11 protein-coding genes and 1 pseudogene are annotated in these 16,159 nt (G+C 62.7%); 5 read left to right on the forward strand and 7 right to left on the reverse strand.

Going from position 1 to position 16,159, the window contains the following annotated elements; all coding sequences use genetic code 11:
• Nucleotides 1-134: 134 nt before the first annotated feature.
• Entirely contained in the window at nucleotides 135-1,163 is a 1,029-nt protein-coding gene (locus BJY28_RS12155; RefSeq protein WP_179463240.1) for an EcsC family protein, read from the reverse strand.
• Nucleotides 1,164-1,362: 199 nt separating this feature from the next.
• On the opposite strand from BJY28_RS12155, the gene BJY28_RS12160 reads away from it, so the two are divergent.
• The gene (locus BJY28_RS12160) at nucleotides 1,363-2,481 is read left to right on the forward strand and encodes an endonuclease NucS domain-containing protein (RefSeq protein WP_179463241.1); all 1,119 of its coding nucleotides are present in this window, start codon (nucleotides 1,363-1,365) and stop codon (nucleotides 2,479-2,481) included.
• Between the two features lie 14 nt (nucleotides 2,482-2,495).
• Here the strand turns inward: BJY28_RS12160 and BJY28_RS12165 are convergent.
• From BJY28_RS12165 to BJY28_RS12170, 3 genes and pseudogenes are all read right to left on the reverse strand, one after another.
• Nucleotides 2,496-3,172, reverse strand: a pseudogene (locus tag BJY28_RS12165) (transposase); the annotation flags it as partial.
• Nucleotides 3,090-3,872 carry an IS3 family transposase gene (locus BJY28_RS15905; protein WP_218875329.1) on the reverse strand — a complete coding sequence of 261 codons (783 nt, stop codon included), beginning with the start codon at nucleotides 3,870-3,872 and terminating at the stop codon, nucleotides 3,090-3,092. The gene BJY28_RS15905 and the pseudogene BJY28_RS12165, both read right to left, overlap by 83 nt.
• A gap of 20 nt (nucleotides 3,873-3,892) precedes the next feature.
• Nucleotides 3,893-4,207: a transposase gene (locus BJY28_RS12170; protein WP_179463242.1), complete on the reverse strand. Its 315-nt coding sequence runs from the start codon at nucleotides 4,205-4,207 to the stop codon at nucleotides 3,893-3,895.
• Between the two features lie 190 nt (nucleotides 4,208-4,397).
• Here BJY28_RS12170 and BJY28_RS12175 point away from each other — a divergent pair, with 190 nt between their 5' ends.
• From BJY28_RS12175 to BJY28_RS12190, 4 genes are read left to right on the forward strand one after another with little or no spacing between them, the layout of a single operon-like run.
• Nucleotides 4,398-7,259 (forward strand): SNF2-related protein, encoded by a 2,862-nt coding sequence (locus BJY28_RS12175; RefSeq protein WP_179463243.1) that lies wholly within the window; start codon nucleotides 4,398-4,400, stop codon nucleotides 7,257-7,259.
• Nucleotides 7,256-9,115 (forward strand): site-specific DNA-methyltransferase, encoded by a 1,860-nt coding sequence (locus BJY28_RS12180; protein WP_179463244.1) that lies wholly within the window; start codon nucleotides 7,256-7,258, stop codon nucleotides 9,113-9,115. Before BJY28_RS12175 ends, BJY28_RS12180 begins: the two co-directional genes overlap by 4 nt.
• The gene (locus tag BJY28_RS12185; protein ID WP_179463245.1) at nucleotides 9,115-12,078 is read left to right on the forward strand and encodes a restriction endonuclease; all 2,964 of its coding nucleotides are present in this window, start codon (nucleotides 9,115-9,117) and stop codon (nucleotides 12,076-12,078) included. The genes BJY28_RS12180 and BJY28_RS12185 overlap by 1 nt, the downstream gene beginning before the upstream one ends.
• A 10-nt stretch (nucleotides 12,079-12,088) precedes the next feature.
• On the forward strand, nucleotides 12,089-12,508 hold the full coding sequence (locus tag BJY28_RS12190; RefSeq protein WP_179463246.1) for a hypothetical protein: 420 nt from the start codon (nucleotides 12,089-12,091) through the stop codon (nucleotides 12,506-12,508).
• 265 nt (nucleotides 12,509-12,773) lie between these two features.
• On the opposite strand, the gene BJY28_RS12195 is transcribed toward BJY28_RS12190, so the two are convergent.
• From BJY28_RS12195 to BJY28_RS12205, 3 genes are read right to left on the reverse strand one after another with little or no spacing between them, the layout of a single operon-like run.
• Nucleotides 12,774-14,714 carry a GmrSD restriction endonuclease domain-containing protein gene (locus BJY28_RS12195; RefSeq protein WP_179463247.1) on the reverse strand — a complete coding sequence of 647 codons (1,941 nt, stop codon included), beginning with the start codon at nucleotides 14,712-14,714 and terminating at the stop codon, nucleotides 12,774-12,776.
• Nucleotides 14,711-15,148 carry a hypothetical protein gene (locus BJY28_RS12200; RefSeq protein ID WP_218875330.1) on the reverse strand — a complete coding sequence of 146 codons (438 nt, stop codon included), beginning with the start codon at nucleotides 15,146-15,148 and terminating at the stop codon, nucleotides 14,711-14,713. The genes BJY28_RS12195 and BJY28_RS12200 overlap by 4 nt, the downstream gene beginning before the upstream one ends.
• Nucleotides 15,145-16,128, reverse strand: a complete 984-nt coding sequence (locus BJY28_RS12205) for a hypothetical protein (RefSeq protein WP_179463248.1) — start codon at nucleotides 16,126-16,128, stop codon at nucleotides 15,145-15,147. Before BJY28_RS12205 ends, BJY28_RS12200 begins: the two co-directional genes overlap by 4 nt.
• Nucleotides 16,129-16,159 lie beyond the last annotated feature (31 nt).

The raw sequence follows: 16,159 nt of genomic DNA on the forward strand, positions 1-16,159 counted from the left end.
CCCCACAGAACTGGTGTCAATCGAACCTTCAGCAGTCCCGTCGTCAACTCTGTTGTGCTCAGAATCTGGGTGATCGTGCGAGCCGTGGTGGTCGGTCATGACGATTCGAAGCTCTCGCGCACTGGCCAAGTAGGTCAGGACCCCCTGATACGCGAGGCCTCGTCCGATCTCGTCATTTCCATGACCCGCTCAAGCTCTTCGTCGGCCCTCACGAACCCCTCGTAATCAGAGGGGTCGTCCGCCTGCTCACGCCGCCACTCGGCGGGGTCGATGCCGTACTTCTCCGAGAGGAACCGCAGCCGATATACCGCTTCTGCCTGCTTGAATGTCTGGTTGACCAAACCAGCATTTACGCTTGCGTTCAGCAGGACACCCGCGACTGGGACTGCCTGGGCGAGCTTCCTTCGGGTTAGCTTGAACCCGAGGGCTTTGTATGTGCTGTCGATGGCTTTCACCAGGACGTTCCGCCGCATCTGCTGCCACGTGGCCTGGCGCGTCATTTGCTGAGTTAGCCGAGAGAGGGACGCCATGGCGGAGGTTTTGCCCGTGAGTGTCCCCGCCGATGCCAGGGACATGACGCCGAGGGCAAACAACTCTTCGTCAGGGTCGCGGACGTCGTAGCCGTATGTGGAAGCGACGGTCCCGATCGCTCGCCCCATCGCAGCCATGGTCGCCGTCGTGTCGGCAGCTATAGCAGCGAACGCCACGGCTGCCGTTGTTCCGCCCGACACCGTTGTGGCGATCTCGGCGCCCGTGACGGCCAAGGAACTGCCTCCACCCTCCGCCGCAGTGGCAACCGTCAAGCCGGCGCGCGATCGTCGAAGCTTGTCGCAATCGACCAGCGACAGAGAGCGCGGGTCGCTGAGCTCACCGATCTCGGGGTGTCGCTCCTGCGCACGGTTGATCATGGCCGTAGGCCTCACCGAGCGAAGCGCCGGACGGAATGTGACCGCCATCGCACCGTCGAATGCCTTCTCCATCACCCATTCCGCTTGGTCGCGCATAGGCATTGCGTCGTAACCGGACGATGCTGCTTGACTCACTCTTTCTGCGAACTCCCGTGCTTGAGCGGGAACACGACGCTTAGTGCGTGACTTGTAGACGGCATCCATGCTCGCCTGCCAGGCGGCCTGGTCGTACGCACTCATCTCCTGGATGCCCATGAGGAGATGCTTAACACAGGGATCTCAGAGCGGAAGCGAAGAGGCAACGCACGCTTCGACACAGGCGCACATAGATTGATGGCGGACACGTCGCGCCGGCGAGCGGTGGTTGCGCGCGAGACCGCAACGTCCCTGCGGCAGCGCGCCAGCATGGGATGCTGTCCCTGAAGTTGGACAGACCTGGATTGGAGCGAAGGACATGCCTGTCGAGACCGGGATCTGGCGGGTTGACGGTGGAAAGACCCGCCGGCTCGTGACCACGGGCACTCCGACGGAGGTCCTGCTGGAGGAGTTCCTCGAGCGTGACTCCAATCTTCTCGGCGAGCCGTTGTTGATCATCGGACGACAGGTACGCACCCCTTACGGCAAGTACATCGATCTGCTGGCCATCGATACGGATGCAAATCTGGTCGTGCTTGAGCTCAAGCGTGACCGATCACCGCGGGACGTCGTGGCGCAGACTCTTGACTACGCCTCCTGGGTGAAGACGCTCGAATCCGACGACGTCGTCGAGATGGCAACCGAGTTCTTGAAGCGCCCCCTTGCTGAGGCGTTCGCAGACACCTTCGGCATCGCATTCCCCGACGAGGTCAACGTTGACCTCCGGATGACTGTGGTAGCCACGGAACTAGACGACAGCTCAGAACGCATCGTCGAGTACTTGCGCGAGTTCGGAGTACCAATCAACGCCGTCTTCTTCTCCTTCTACGAGGATGAGGGTCGTCAGTACCTCACCCGCTCATGGCTCGTTCACTCGGACACAACGCCCGGTGGCGCGTCGACGACGTCCCGGAAGCAGCAACCCTGGAACGGCATCGACTGGTATGTGAGCTTCGGTGACGACGAATCACGTGCCTGGGAGGACGGCCGCAGGCTGGGGTTCATATCTGCTGGTGGTGGCAACTGGTACTCGCGAACCCTGCGCAATCTCCCGGTCGGCGCGCGGGTCAATGTGTATCTGCCGCAGCGGGGATACGTCGCGGTGGGTGTCACCTTGGCGGAGGCGCAGCGTTTCGACGCGGCCAAGGTAGAGAGTGACGGAGGCTGGGTCCGGTTGGCGAACCAGTCACTGATAGGTCGGTACCGCCATGGGCCAGAGGGGGAGCCCGACTCGGATGAGCTCGCCGAGTACGCCGTTCCGGTGCGATGGCACCACACCGTTTCGGCAGAGGAAGCTCTCCGTGAACCGGGCCTCTTTGCCAGTCAGCACAGCGCCTGCAAGCTGCGGCAACAGCACACGTTAAACCGAATCGCCGAACATTTCGGTTTGGATGAAGAGGAGGGCGTGGCAGCGGCCGCAGGGGAGAAGCGGCGGTAGTCGCCATGATCCCGGCGCTTGAGCGCGCCACGACCCTGGATGTACAGCGACTGATAGATCGCCTCGTGGCTGATGCGCATGGACTCATCATCGGGGGAGTCGAGCTTGATCCGGTTGGCGATCTGCTCCGGGCTCCACGCCAGCGACCACGGCCTGTCCTTGCGGTGCGGCGTGTTACGCCCGGTAAACCGTGGTGGCCTCGGCCCCAGGACCGCGATCCCGTCCGGCAGGCTGACCTGCCCGGCCAGGCGCTCCTGCACGTACTCGTGCAGCCGCGGGTTGGCCACGAGCTTGGCGATCTTGGGTCGCTTGGCGGCCATGTCAGCCTTCCACTGCGCCACCGACGCCCGGTACTCACGCGTATCGCCGCGGGTCGCCGCATTGCGACGCAGCTCCCGCGACACCGTCCCGGGATCACCACCGATACGGCGGGCGTTCTCACGCACTCCCTCGCCCTGCGCGCGAAGCAGCGCGATCTCCTCACGCTCAGCGAATGACAGATACCGGCCGAAGGCTGAAACTTCAGATCGAACGGCGCCATCCCGCCAGCGTTGCGGAACCACCGAGCGCCCACCGCTGGCGCCACGCCGATCACGCCGCACGCCTTCTCAGGCAACAGCCCCGCAGCGATCTGCTCCCAGAACGCCACCTCGACATGCCGCTGAAACTTCGGATGACCCGGCGACCTCAACTTCGGACGAACCGCCCGATCCGCTGCCTGCTGATGACGAACCACTGAACACCTCCACGACGAGGTGTTGCGACGACCAGTTGAATCCGCCTTGGCAGCCGCGGTCGGCGTGGAAGACCACGTCCTCGGTGGACCCGGTGGAGGTGTCGCGGAACTGGACCGCGCGGCTCAACGCCTCTTCGACGAGGTCGGTGTGCAAGGAGTCGCTGAACGCGTATCCGATGACCCGGCGTGAGCACCCGTCACGCACGGCGCACAGGTACAACCAGCCCTGGCCGGTGGCCAGGTAGGTGATGTCGGAGGTCCAGACCTGGTTCAGCCCCTCACGGTCCAAACGGCGCTCGACCAGGTCCGGGATCGCGTGCGGCGCCGGATGGACGATCGTGGTCACCGGGCGCCACGCGCGCGGGCTGACCCCGGCGATCCCGTTGCGGCGCATCACCTTCGCGACGGTCTTGACCGACACCACCTCACCCGCGGCGCGCAGCTCGGCGGTGATCCGCGGCGCCCCGTACACCCCGTCGGAGTCCTCGTGCGCGGCGCAGACCTTCACCGCCAGGTTGAGCAGGCGCCGGGCCCGTGGCCCCGGCCCGCCCTGCTGACGGACCGCCCAGTCGTAGTAGCCCGAACGGGACACCTCGAGCAGCTCACACATCCGCTCCACACTCGCGCGGGGCTCCTGCACGCTGTTCTCCTGCACGGTGGCCCTCTCCGCGTGGATCACTGCGAACGCGGCGTCTGGTTCGACGCGTTCTCCGCCACGAAGAAGGCCGCCGCTTTTTTCAGGAACTCCCGATCCATCCGCAGCTGAGCGTTCTCCGCCCGCAGCCGCTCCAACTCGGCCCGCTCATCGATGTCGACCGCCGGCGGCGGGTCATCCATCCGCGCCCGCTCCGCGGCCACCCACCGACCCAGCAGCTGCTCACCAACACCGATCTCGTCGGCCACCGCACGGATCGTGCGTCCCGAGTCGATGACCAGACGTGCAGCATCACGCCGGTACTGCGGGGTGAACTTCCTCCTCGATGCACCCATAAGGGCATCCTCTCCCGCCAGGCTCACCTGGCCAGTCAGGATGTCCGTCGAACGAGGTCAAGCCTAGTAGGGTGCTTCCCGAGCGAGGGAGGTGCTGGCAGGGCCTCTTGCTCACTGACCAGGAGGACGCAATGAGCTCGGAGCCGGTGCGGGCTACGGATCATTCACGCGCGCCCTACGGAGCTGTCCGATGAAGAATGGCTTCACCGAGTACCAGGCCAAGTACTACGCCCACGAACTGCAGCGCAGCTACGCAAGTGACCACGTCGGCAAGCTCGCCGGCCTCCTCTTCGACGCTCAGGTCGAGCCAAAGCCGCACCAGATTGACGCGGCCCTCTTCGCGCTCCAGACCCCGTTCCTCAAAGGCGTCATCCTCGCCGACGAGGTCGGCCTTGGTAAGACGATCGAGGCGGGCATCGTCATCAGCCAGTACTGGGCTGAGCGGAAGCGCAGCATCCTGATCATCGCGCCCTCCAGCCTTCGGCAGCAGTGGCAGCAGGAGCTCTACGAGAAGTTCCTTATCCCCAGCTCGCTGCTAGACGCGAAGACCAAGGACCGCCTCCTCGGTGCTGGCCGCTCGCCCGAGGTGCTCATCTGCTCGTACGAGTTCGCCCAGCGCCACGAGCCCGCACTCCTTCGTGCTTGGGACGTGGTTGTGGCCGACGAAGCGCACCGGTTGCGGAATTTCTGGAACGGCAAGGCAAAGGTCGCCAACGCTGTCGCTCACATCGTTGAGGGCTCGCAGAAGACCGTCCTGCTGACCGCCACGCCGCTGCAGAACAAGCTCGAAGAGCTGTACGGCTTGGTCTCAGTCTTCGAACCTGACTACTTCTACTCACTGGATGCCTTCCGCGAGCGCTACATCAAGAACCGGGAATCGGCAGCCTTCGATGACCTTGGCGACCGCGTTGCTCAGGTCAGCAAGCGCACCCTTCGCCGCGACGCCGACAAGTACATCCGCTTCACCGAGCGACTCCCGCTCACGGTTGGTTTTGAGCCGTCGCCGGACGAGCAACGCCTCTACGAGCTGGTCAACGAGTACCTCCAGCGCGAGCAGGTCTACGCCTTCTCCAAGTCTACGCGCCACCTCAGCGCGCTCATCATCCGCAAGCGCCTCGGATCCTCCACTTACGCCATCGCAAGCACGCTCGAGCGCATCGCTGGCCGACTGGAGCGAGAGATCGAGGAGGGCAAGCGCTGGACGAACTCCGGAAGCTTCATCGTTGATGCCGACCTCACCGATGAGGAGGAAGAGGAACTCGACGAGGAACCCAGGGCTGGCTTCACCGCCATCGACCCTCGGGATATCGAGCCGATGAAGGACGAAGTCAGGGAGTTGCGCGAGTACGCGGCTCTGGCTCGATCGATCACGGTCAACGAGAAGGCCGTCCAGCTCAACCACGCCCTGGACCTCGGCTTCGAGCGCCTGCGGGAGCTCGGAGCCCCGCAGAAGGCGATCATCTTCACCGACTCGACGGTGACCCAGGACTACATCGCACGCTCGCTCACGGAGGCCGGACGGGGGGAGGGGTTGCTGCTCTTCAACGGTCAGAACGACTCCCCGCAGGCCACCGCGATCTATCAGAGGTGGCTCGAGCGCAACAAGGGCAGCGATGTCATCACCGGCGTCCCGGCGGCCGATCGCCGCAAGGCCCTTGTGGACTACTTCCGCGAAGAGGGCACGATCATGATCGCGACCGAAGCAGCCTCGGAGGGCATCAACCTGCAGTTCTGCTCAATGGTCGTGAACTACGACTTGCCCTGGAACCCGCAGCGCGTCGAGCAGCGCATTGGCCGCGCGCACCGGTTCGGCCAGCAGCACAACGTCGTCGTCGTGAACTTCTCCAACAAGGGCAACCTCGCCGAGCAACGCATCCTTGAGCTACTGGAGGACAAGTTCCACCTGTTCAAGGGCGTTTTCGGCGCGAGCGACGAAGTGCTCGGCTCCATCGAGGACGGGCTCGACTTCGAGAAGACGATCAGCGACATCCTCAATCGCTGCAAGACCGCGGGCGACATCGAGGTGGCCTTCAACCAGCTGGAGAAGCAGTTCGAGGGCGAGATCTCCAAGGAGATGGCGAGCGCCAAGGCCAAGGTCTTCGACAACCTCGACCCCAACGTCCAGGACCGCCTGAAGTCCTATGACGCGCAATCCGGCGAGGTGCTCAACCGCTTCGAACAGCTCCTCCTGGCCGTTACTAAGTACCAGCTCGACAGCGTCGCGACCTTCGAGGGCGACGGCCGCCAGTTCGAACTCCACGCGGCACCGATCGCAGGAGCCAAGACTGGCCGCTACTTCTTCAAGTCGCAGCCGCAGGAGAACGCCCACCAGTACCGCTTCGCCAGCCCGTTGGCCGAACACGTGGTGGCGAGCTCGAAGGACGCGGACACACCTGCCCGTGAGCTGACGTTCAGCCTCGGCAAGTCGCAGCGCGCAAGCACTGCGATTAAGGCGCTGCAGGGCAAGAGCGGTCAGCTCGTCAGCAAGGTCGTCACCTTCCGCATGAAGGCCGGCAACGAGGACATCTCCGAGTCCTACGCGCTCGCGGGGCTGCTCACCGACGATGGCGAGTGGCTCGACCACGAGTACGTCGCCGACCTGATGGACCTGGCCTGCACCGAAGTGTCGGACCCGATTGACATGATCGACGAGTCGGCCTTTGAGAAGCATCTGGAAGTCCAGCGAGAGGCGTTCGAGAAGGAAGTGCAGGCACGCAACGCTCGCTACTACGATCAGCAGGAGGAGCTGCTCTACCGCAACACCCTTGATCGCAAGGCCGAGTCTGAGGGGCTGATCCGGGAGTACCGCCAGAAGGAGAAGGCGAGCCGGAAGGCGGCGCGACAGACCGACGACCCGATGGAGCAACTGCGACACAAGAAGGAAGCCAGGCGCTGGGCGCAGAAGGCCGAAGACGAGGACGACCGCGCACGCAGCGAGCGGATCAAGCTCCGGGAAGAGATCGACAAGTACCTCGACCTGATCGAGCAGTCCCTCAAGGGCAAGCGCGAGACCGAAGACCTGTTCAACATCCGATGGAGAATCACGGCATGAACGACGAGATCCACGAGATCCCCAGCACCACCCCCCACCTGCGGACCGAGCTGGCGCGCCAGCTGCAGGAGCTGGTGCCCGAGGCGATCACGGACGGCAAGGTCGACGTCACCAAGCTGACCGAGCTCCTCGCCGACGACGTCGCCGACAGCAGCGAGCGGTTCGGCCTGTTCTGGCCGGGCAAGAAGCGCGCGCTCCGCGCCGCCCAGGAGCCCACCACAGCGACCCTGCGCCCGATGAAGGACCAGAGCAAGGACTGGGACACTACCAAGAATGTCTTCATCGAGGGCGACAACCTCGAAGTGCTCAAGATCCTGCAGAAGCACTACCACGGCAAGATCAAGATGATCTACATCGATCCTCCGTACAACACCGGCAAGGACTTCGTGTACCCCGACAACTACAAGGAGGGGCTGGAGACCTACCTCGAGTGGACCAAGCAAGTCAACGAAGAGGGCAAGAAGGTCTCAACCAACAACGAGTCCGAGGGGCGCTACCACTCGAACTGGCTCAACATGATGTATCCGCGGCTCAAGCTTGCACGAAACCTGTTGACCGACGATGGAGTCATCTTCATCTCGATTGACGATAGCGAGTACGACAATCTGAAGAAGTTGCTCAGCGAGGTCTTTGGAGAGTCCAATGTAATAGCGACTCTGATCTGGAAAAATAAGAAGGGTGGCGGAAACGATGCAAAGCATGTTGCTGTTGAACATGAATACGTGTTGATGGTATCGCGGGCATCGTCAAAACTTCCGAAACTGTTCGTGGCTCACTCAGATGAGTATCTGCAGCGCTATAAAGAGAGTGACGAGTTCGGAAGGTACTTTTGGGACACCTTCAAGCGCAAAAGTGGGAAACAGTACTACCCAATTGAGGCGCCTGACGGGACCGTTCTTGAGTTTGACGAGCACGGGAATCGTCTTAGCTGGCTCAGGTCGCAAGATCGGTTCAAGAGTGACCTCGAGTCCGGCGACGCCCGGTTCGTTCAGATTGGTAGTCGTTGGTCAGTTCAGTTCAAACAGAGGGAGCCGGAGGGAAAGAAACCGCGGAGCATACTTGTCGACGAGGGCACCACTAGCACTGGGAGTGCTGAAGTTCTCGACCTCTTTACCAAAAACGTGTTTGATAACCCAAAGCCGCGAACGCTTATTTGTCATTTGGCGAGTATTGTGACGCACGGCGACGACTTGATTCTCGATTTCTTTGCTGGTTCGGGGACCACAGCCCATGCAGTGATGGCGCTTAATGCGCAAGATGGTGGCAGACGACGCCATATCCAGGTGCAGTTGCCGGAGCCGACCCCAGTGGGTTCGGTCGCTCGAGTAGCGGGCTTCCCCACAATCGCCTCGGTAGCACGAACGCGAATCGACCTTGCCGGCGACAGGATCAAGGATGAGTTGAAGGGCGACGTCAACAATCAAGGGGAAACGCTTGACGTCGGATACCGCACCTTTACGCTTGTGGACACGAATTTCTCGAAATGGCGCGCCACCAGCGAGATAGATTCCACGCGTCTTGAGCAGCACCTGCTCGAACTGCGCGAGAGCGCGGACGGCGTAGCGACCCCTGACTCGCTGCTCTACGAGTTGCTGCTGAAGCAGGGCTATTCATTAACAGAGGAGTCGAGGGAGGTGGTCATCGCAGGCCTGACTGTTCATGCGGTTGGTGGCGGCCTGCTGCTCGCGTACCTCGACGAGCACACGAAGCCGTCGCTCGACCAGCTCCGTGCGGTCGTGGATGAGGAGCCTGCGCGGCTCGTGATTCTTGAGGATGCCTTCCACGGCGACGACGAACTGAAGACCAACCTCGCTCAGCTTTGCAAGAGCAAGGGCGTGGAGCTCTGGACTGCCTGATGGAGTTCAAGTTTGACGCAAAGCAGCAGTATCAGCTCGACGCGATCGGGTCGCTGGTACAGCTCTTCGATGGCCAGCCCAAGGACGCGGAAGCGGTCCTGACCACATTGCGTGGCGAGGGGAAGCTGAACGGAGCCCAGGATCAGACCAGCCTCGATCTCGATCTCTCGCAGGAGGTCGGAGCGGTGGGCAACCACCTCGTCCTCGACGAGGCGACCATCTTGCAGAACCTGCAGGCTGTCCAGGACAAGAACGGCTTGGAGGTTCTCGGGACTCTCGCGGGAGATGCCCTCGATTTCGACATTGAGATGGAGACTGGCACCGGCAAGACGTACGTCTACCTGCGGACGATCTTCGAGCTGGCCAAGACGTACAACTTCACCAAGTTCGTGATCCTGGTGCCGAGCGTCGCGATCAAGGAAGGCGTCACCACCAGCATCAAGCTGATGCACCAGCACTTCCGTGACCTGTATCCCGCGCAGCCATTCGATTACTCGGTTTATTCGGGAAAGTTCGCAGATGAGGTTCAAGGTTTCGCGACCAGCACGAACGTTCAGATCATGGTTATGACAATTGACGCGATCCGCGGAAATGCCAATACGCGCATTATCCATCAGGCCCGAAACCAATTGGGAGGATTCCGCGCGATTGACTACCTTAAGGCGACTCGTCCGGTCGTCATCATGGATGAGCCGCAGAACATGGAGTCGCAGCTCTCGCAGTCGTCCATCGGGGAACTTGACCCGCTTGCCACACTGAGGTTCTCGGCCACGCACCGCAAGCAGCGCAACGTCGTCTACCGGCTTGACCCGGTCGATGCCCACGACCACGGTCTCGTCAAGCAGATCGTTGTCGCGGAGGTCGCTCAGCAGGGGTCGGACGCGACCCCGTACATCAAGGTCGTCGAGGTCAAGCGCGACCCGTGGGAGGCCAAGCTCGAGCTGGCCGTTCGCGGCGCCGCCGGCTCCCTGACTCGCCGGGTCGTGAAGGCCAAGCAAGACCAGGAGCTGTCCAACCTCACCAACAATCCCGCCTACGAGGGTTGGTGGATCACCGAGCTGTCGATCGAGCCTCAGTTCGTGGAGCTCAACAAGCACGGCATGCTTCAGCAGGGCGAGGAGATTGGCGGCAACTCTGACTCGATCTACCGCGAGATGATCCGGGAGACGATCAAGGAGCACTTCCGCAAGCAGACGATACTGGCGTCGAAGGGCATCAAGGTGCTCAGCCTGTTCTTCATCGACAAGGTGGAGAACTTCCTCGGTGACGGCTTCAACAACACCGACGCCAACGGCCAGTTCGTGCAGTGGTTCGACGAGCTGTTCCGCGAGGAGCGAGCCAAGTCGCCGCAGTGGCAGGAACTCTTCCCGCAGGATCCCGCCGAGCTTCGACGCGGCTACTTCTCCGTTCTCAAGGCCAAGCGCGGCGGCACCGACACCTTCCAGGACACGTCAGGTAGCACCAAGGCCGACGACGACGCTTACGACCTGATCATGCGCGACAAGGCCCGCCTGCTCGACCAGGCGGAGCCCGTCCGTTTCATCTTCAGCCACTCCGCGCTGCGCGAGGGGTGGGACAACCCCAACGTCTTCCAGATCTGCACCCTGCGCGAGATGGGAGCCGAGGTGGAGCGACGCCAAACCATCGGTCGTGGCCTTCGTCTCCCGGTTGATGAGACAGGGGAGCGGGTGGCGGATCGCAGCATTGCCCAGCTCACCGTGATCGCGAACGAGTCGTACACCGCGTTCGCCAAATCACTCCAGACCGAATACGAGAAGTCCGGTGTAGAGATCGGTCGCGTGCGCCTCCAGGAGTTCTCCAAGATCGCCCTCTACGAAGAGCACATCGAGCCGGACGGACCGGAGTACTTCGGCTACGAGCGCTCCAAGACCCTCTACGAGGCACTGGAGTCCTCGGGGATGATTAAGGATGGCAAGGTCACCGCTGCCTACCAGCCGACCCAGCTCGGGTTCGACCTCAAGCAGTACATCCCTGACTTCTTCTGGCCGTACGAAGACACGATCATCGAGTACATCGGCCGTTCCAGCATCGAGCGGTACGTGAAGCCGCAGTCCAAGCGGAAGGCACGCAAGCTCAACAAGGAGCTCTTCGCGAACCCCGAGTTCGAGGAGTTCTGGCGCGCCATCTCGGCTCGCACGACATACCGGGTTTCGGTCGAGCGTGACCGCCTGATCGAGGCGACCGTTAAGGCGATCAAGGACGCGCCTGCCATCCAGCCGCTCCGCATCCAAGTGACCCGAGCCGGAGTCAAGATCCTTCGCGGCGGCACCAAGGCAACCGAGACCGGTCAGCGATCCGCGTCTCTCCAGGGCGCCTACGACCTGCCGGACATCATCACCGAACTTCAGGAAGCCACTTCGCTTACGCGCAAGACCATCATCGACATCCTCCTGGACAGCGGGCGCCTGCCCGAGTTCATCGGGAACCCCAACGACTTCATCCAGACGGTCAAGGGTCGCCTACAGGGCGTGCTCGCCGAGATCGTCACTGAGGGCGTCCAGTACGAGAAGATCGGCGGCTACGTCTACGAGCTCCGCGAGCTGCAGAAGGACGGTCAAGAGGAGAAGGACCGCTTCCTCGACCAGATGTACAAGCTGCAGAACCCGGAGAAGTCCGACTTCGACTACGTCGTCTACGACTCCGAGCCGGAGCGCCAGTTTGCCGAGCTGCTCGACGGGCGCAGCGACATCAAGCTCTTCATGAAGCTCCCGGGCAAGTTCAAGATCGACACTCCCGTCGGCCCGTACAACCCGGACTGGGCGATCATCAAGCACGAGGACGGCGCCGACCGGATCTACATGATCCGCGAGACCAAGAGCACCGACGACGAGGTCAAGCGCCGGCCGACCGAGAACGCCAAGATCAAGGCGGCGACGAAGCACTTCGCTGCGATCGGCGTCGGCGACTACGCGGTCGCCACACCCGCCAACTGGAGGGTGTGAGCGCTCGGTCATGGCAGATGACGTCGACAACCTGGCGGGCCGTGATGGCGATGGTTCTCAGCCAGTCGATGCGCGGGCCATGCTCGCTGAGTGGGCCAACGAACAGGACGACTGGGTCCGAGAAGCTGCGGCGCAGGTGTTGTCGTCGAACCGAGAGCTGTCGGACGCGCAACAGGACCAGATCGTCGAACGGTTCCTCATTGAGAAGGGGTTCGAGGAGAGGTCCGAAGGACTTCAGGCCTCGCCGAAGTTGGCGAGGGTGCAGCAGTCCCGGCTCTTGAGCCGCTTTGCCTTGCTGATCGTCAGCAGCAAGGGGTTGGGGTGGTGCCGGACCTGCCCGCCCGGCGTGATCTGGCGCCAGCTCTGCTGGTTGCCAGCAAGCGTGCCGTGCCACCCCTGTGCTCAACGACGAAGAAGCCTCGCTTGGTGAGCAGAAGGACGTCGACCTCCGCGGCGCGGCCGTCGAGGTCGAGGAAGGTGAGGTCGACCCAGGCGCGGGTAGTCCGTCCTCGGGCCGCGGCTCGCAGAAGGCGTCGAGGGCTGCCTGCTCCGCCGGTGACGCCGGCTCACCCATGACGATCCAGTTCGGAGAACCTGACTTCATCAGTGGGCGGTTCCTCTGTTGGTCACGGGCCGGCGCCAACCCTATCCCGGCATCAGGTCCTCATCCGTGAGGTCGTTGCTAGCCATGCGGCCTAGCTTTCGTCCTCCTCGGAGTCGATCTCGTCCTCGAGGTCTTCGACGGCCACGATGACATCGGGAGCCGCGGGCGGAACGTGCCAACGCTCAAGGGCGAACTCGACGAGCTTCTTCTGGCGCTGGCTGATGGTGCTTGGGGTCCAGTCCGCAAACACCGCCACCTCTCGCTCCTGAGCCAGAGGCGCCCTGGCGTAGCAAGGAGATTGTGTCTCGGTTGGACTACCGCGCTTGGCCGCGAATGCCTTGCGTCCGTACGACGAGTTGTCGTACGTAAGGACAAGGTTGCCCAGCGAATGACGGAGCGCTGCGTGCTCCTCCTCGGTGAACTGCCTCCAGTCGCTGCTCTCCCAGTCCGGATGCTGTGGGAGGATGTGCTCGGTCGTCTTGGCCTCGTTGCCTTTCCCGGTGAAGGTTTCGAACGCCGGCACGGCGCTCCTGCCCTTCGTCAGCTTGAGCTCGTACTCGTACAGGAAGTACTTGTGCCCGGCCCGGGGGTACCACCTCTCCTCCACCGCAAGTCCCGCACGTACCTGATCGTCGTTGGCGTATGTCCTTGTCAACGCAGCGACCTGATTGAGAATCTCGGTCGGCGTCGATACGCCAGTCCAGAGATTGAAGGCCATGCGGTGCAACTGGGTACGCCCGGCGTCGGCCCTCCGCTGAGCGATGATAAAAACCCGTGCGGCGTAAGCCTCGCATGCCCGGACCAGGTTCTCCAGGAACTCCCCGTCGTGAGGTCGCGCCATCAGTGCAGCGACGATGAGTGGCCTGAAGTTGGCGGGGTACCCGGCGCGCCGGAAGGCCGCGAGGGCATTTGAAACCTCCGAAGAGTGACTTGTCAGGTCCGGCAGCGTCGGATGAGCGTCCTGGATCTCGCCCAGGTAGCCAGCCGCAAGACCCAAGGTCTTGACGTACTTCTCAACCCCTTCGGCCAGTTCGTCGTGGAGTTCTGCCATCGCGACAGATGTGGCGTCGACCGAGTTGGCTAGCCGCGCGGAAGACGGGACGAACTTCGAGCGCGAGAAGAGGGTCTTGACAGAGCTCGACCCGTGCCAGCTCCGGGAGTCCGGGTTCTGCGTGATCAACCAGTGGATACGCGCAAGGTCGTCCCCAGCAATCCGCGAGCCGGACAAGTTCGAGAATACGCGGCCCCATGTCGTGTTGATGAGGCTTGCCAACGCTTCCTGTCGTCCGTCCTTGACGTGTCGGATCAGGAAAAGAAGGTAGTTCTTGATCTTCTCCAGCTCGCTCAACGGACGTCCACGTGCGTTCAGCGTCTCGAAGATCACTCCGATCTCGCTGCTTGAGGCGACCTCGTACACAAGGAATCGAAGTCCGCTGCGTACGCGCCCCAAGAGGTCCTCTAGCCTCGCCAGGTTGGGCTGACCGTCCCCGTCCAGCAGCTCGTCGAGGCGGGCGTCGAAGAACTGCGCAGCATGGAGAAGGCGATACTCCGCGTCTGTGTACTCCCCGGTGCTGATCTTGTCGTCCATCAGGATCTGACTGGCCCAGAGGTCGTTCAGTCCAGACCCAAGCGATAGCCGTGGCCGGGACTGCTTGCGGACTTTGAGAAGTCCGAATGTGTGGCGCAGATCGGCCGCCTTGTCTACAGCGTCCTCATCCAGATCGCTCAGCATCTCGAACCGTCGCCGTATCCGATCGAGCAGGATGAAGCACGTCGTGAGGCGCTGTTGCCCGTCGACGACGTCGAAGGGTTCCAGGAGCTCACCCCGCGAGGTCGTTGAGGCGTCTTCGGGCCGACGCATCAGGACGAGGGTTCCTGCGTAGTGATGCTGAGCAGGGCCCATGAGATCCAGGTCCTCCCAGAGCTCCGCGAGCTGCTGCCCCTCCCAGGCGTATGGACGCTGGTAGTCGGGGATGAAGAAGAGCTTGCCCGCTAGGACCTTGTTCAGACTCTGCTCGTTCTGATTGCTCACAGCTCCCACACCTGGTCGGGGTCGTCCAGAGCGGCTCGCACTTGACTTAGATCCCCGATGTCGGCCAGGGGAGAGGTCTTCGCGACGTTGACGATTCCGAGGACCACGTGGCTCAGCGCCTCGTTGTCTCCCGCCTCGAGTGCGGCATCCATGCGCGAGAAGAGCTCTTGATAGACCTCCCCCCGCTCCGCGAACACCTGGTTGAAGTACTCCCGAAGGACCGTCTCGCCAGCTCGAATGCGCTCGATCTCGGTCGCGCGGTAGACCTCGAGCCGCGCTCTCTTGCCCCTCTCTACCTCGTGGATGGCGATGCACTCACGGGTGGCGCTCACCACCTCTTGCAAGGCATTCCATCCCTGGAATGCCGAGACCGCCTCGCCCGCCTTCTTGGCCTTGGTGATAACCCTGCCGGTGTGGACCTTGTTCTCCGTCACTCGCTCTCCTCAGTCATGTGCCGGTATTTCATGACGAGGTCGGCCGTATGGTCGTCGACCTCCCCGTCTGCGTTCACGACGGGGGCCGCCGCCACCTCACGAACCGACATGGCGAGAGCCATCGCCTTCTGAAACCGAGACGCGTGCGTCACGGGGTCGAAGGGTTCCGACTCGAGGACGTCAAGAGCCTCAACGCCTCGCTTTGTCAACGTCTGCAGGACACTCCCCAGTTCCTTCAAACGGCCGTTCGTGGCCTCTAGCAATGTCTCCACGCGATCGAGCTCAGCCACGGCGACAGCCAACTTCGTCTCGATCTCGGTGGCCTGAGTGAGGGCTTTCGTTCCTTGGCTCTTGACCACGAGCCCGCCAACGAGCAGGGCAGGTCCGATCGTGACGAAGTTCAATGCGGTTGTACCTAGCGCGATGCCACCGCCGCCTTGGGCCAACGCGCCCCCACCGAGATAGGCCAGCGTGGCGCTCTGTGCAGCCGCCCCGCTAAGCCCGGAGATCGCGGCCCCGGTGCTGGCAGTGCCAAATGCTCCCGCAGCAGCGGCAACGCCCGCAGCCGTCCCTGAACCGGCTACCGCGCTCCCGATTGCCCCTCGGATCCAAGAGGCAGTGTCAGCGTCCAGTCGTGTGAGGCCAGGGATCCGCTGTTGCTGGACGTCGACACCGTCGACGAGAAGTCGCTCACTCTCTCGCACCTGTCGCTCGTGCTCCCTCAAGAAGTCGGCCATCCGGACCACCACGGCGATGAGCGACTCCTCCTGCTGTGCGCCATACCGCAGGATCTTCTCGTTGGTCCGAGCCGCCCGAGTCTCCGTCACCCCGCGGTGGCGGTCATACTCGGTGGCCGCGTCGCGGACACGGTCCTTGGCCTTCTTGATGTCGTAGGCACCCTTCCCCCCGAGGACGATGCCACCGCCACCGGTCGCTGAACCAGTCGCGATAAGCGCGACGGCGATTATGGGCAAGGGCATGGTGAGACTCCTCTGTCTGTCTCAATCATGC

Source organism: Janibacter alkaliphilus (assembly GCF_013408565.1).
GTDB classification, from domain to species: Bacteria; Actinomycetota; Actinomycetes; order Actinomycetales; family Dermatophilaceae; genus Janibacter; species Janibacter alkaliphilus.

Coding starts and splice junctions, on each gene's coding strand:
- BJY28_RS12160 (WP_179463241.1), top strand. CDS start 1,363: ATGCCTGTCGAGACCGGGATCTGGCGGGTTGACGGTGGAAAGACCCGC.
- BJY28_RS12190 (WP_179463246.1), top strand. CDS start 12,089: ATGGCAGATGACGTCGACAACCTGGCGGGCCGTGATGGCGATGGTTCT.
- BJY28_RS12180 (WP_179463244.1), top strand. CDS start 7,256: ATGAACGACGAGATCCACGAGATCCCCAGCACCACCCCCCACCTGCGG.
- BJY28_RS12170 (WP_179463242.1), bottom strand. CDS start 4,207: ATGGGTGCATCGAGGAGGAAGTTCACCCCGCAGTACCGGCGTGATGCT.
- BJY28_RS12205 (WP_179463248.1), bottom strand. CDS start 16,128: ATGCCCTTGCCCATAATCGCCGTCGCGCTTATCGCGACTGGTTCAGCG.
- BJY28_RS12185 (WP_179463245.1), top strand. CDS start 9,115: ATGGAGTTCAAGTTTGACGCAAAGCAGCAGTATCAGCTCGACGCGATC.
- BJY28_RS12175 (WP_179463243.1), top strand. CDS start 4,398: ATGAAGAATGGCTTCACCGAGTACCAGGCCAAGTACTACGCCCACGAA.
- BJY28_RS12155 (WP_179463240.1), bottom strand. CDS start 1,163: ATGGGCATCCAGGAGATGAGTGCGTACGACCAGGCCGCCTGGCAGGCG.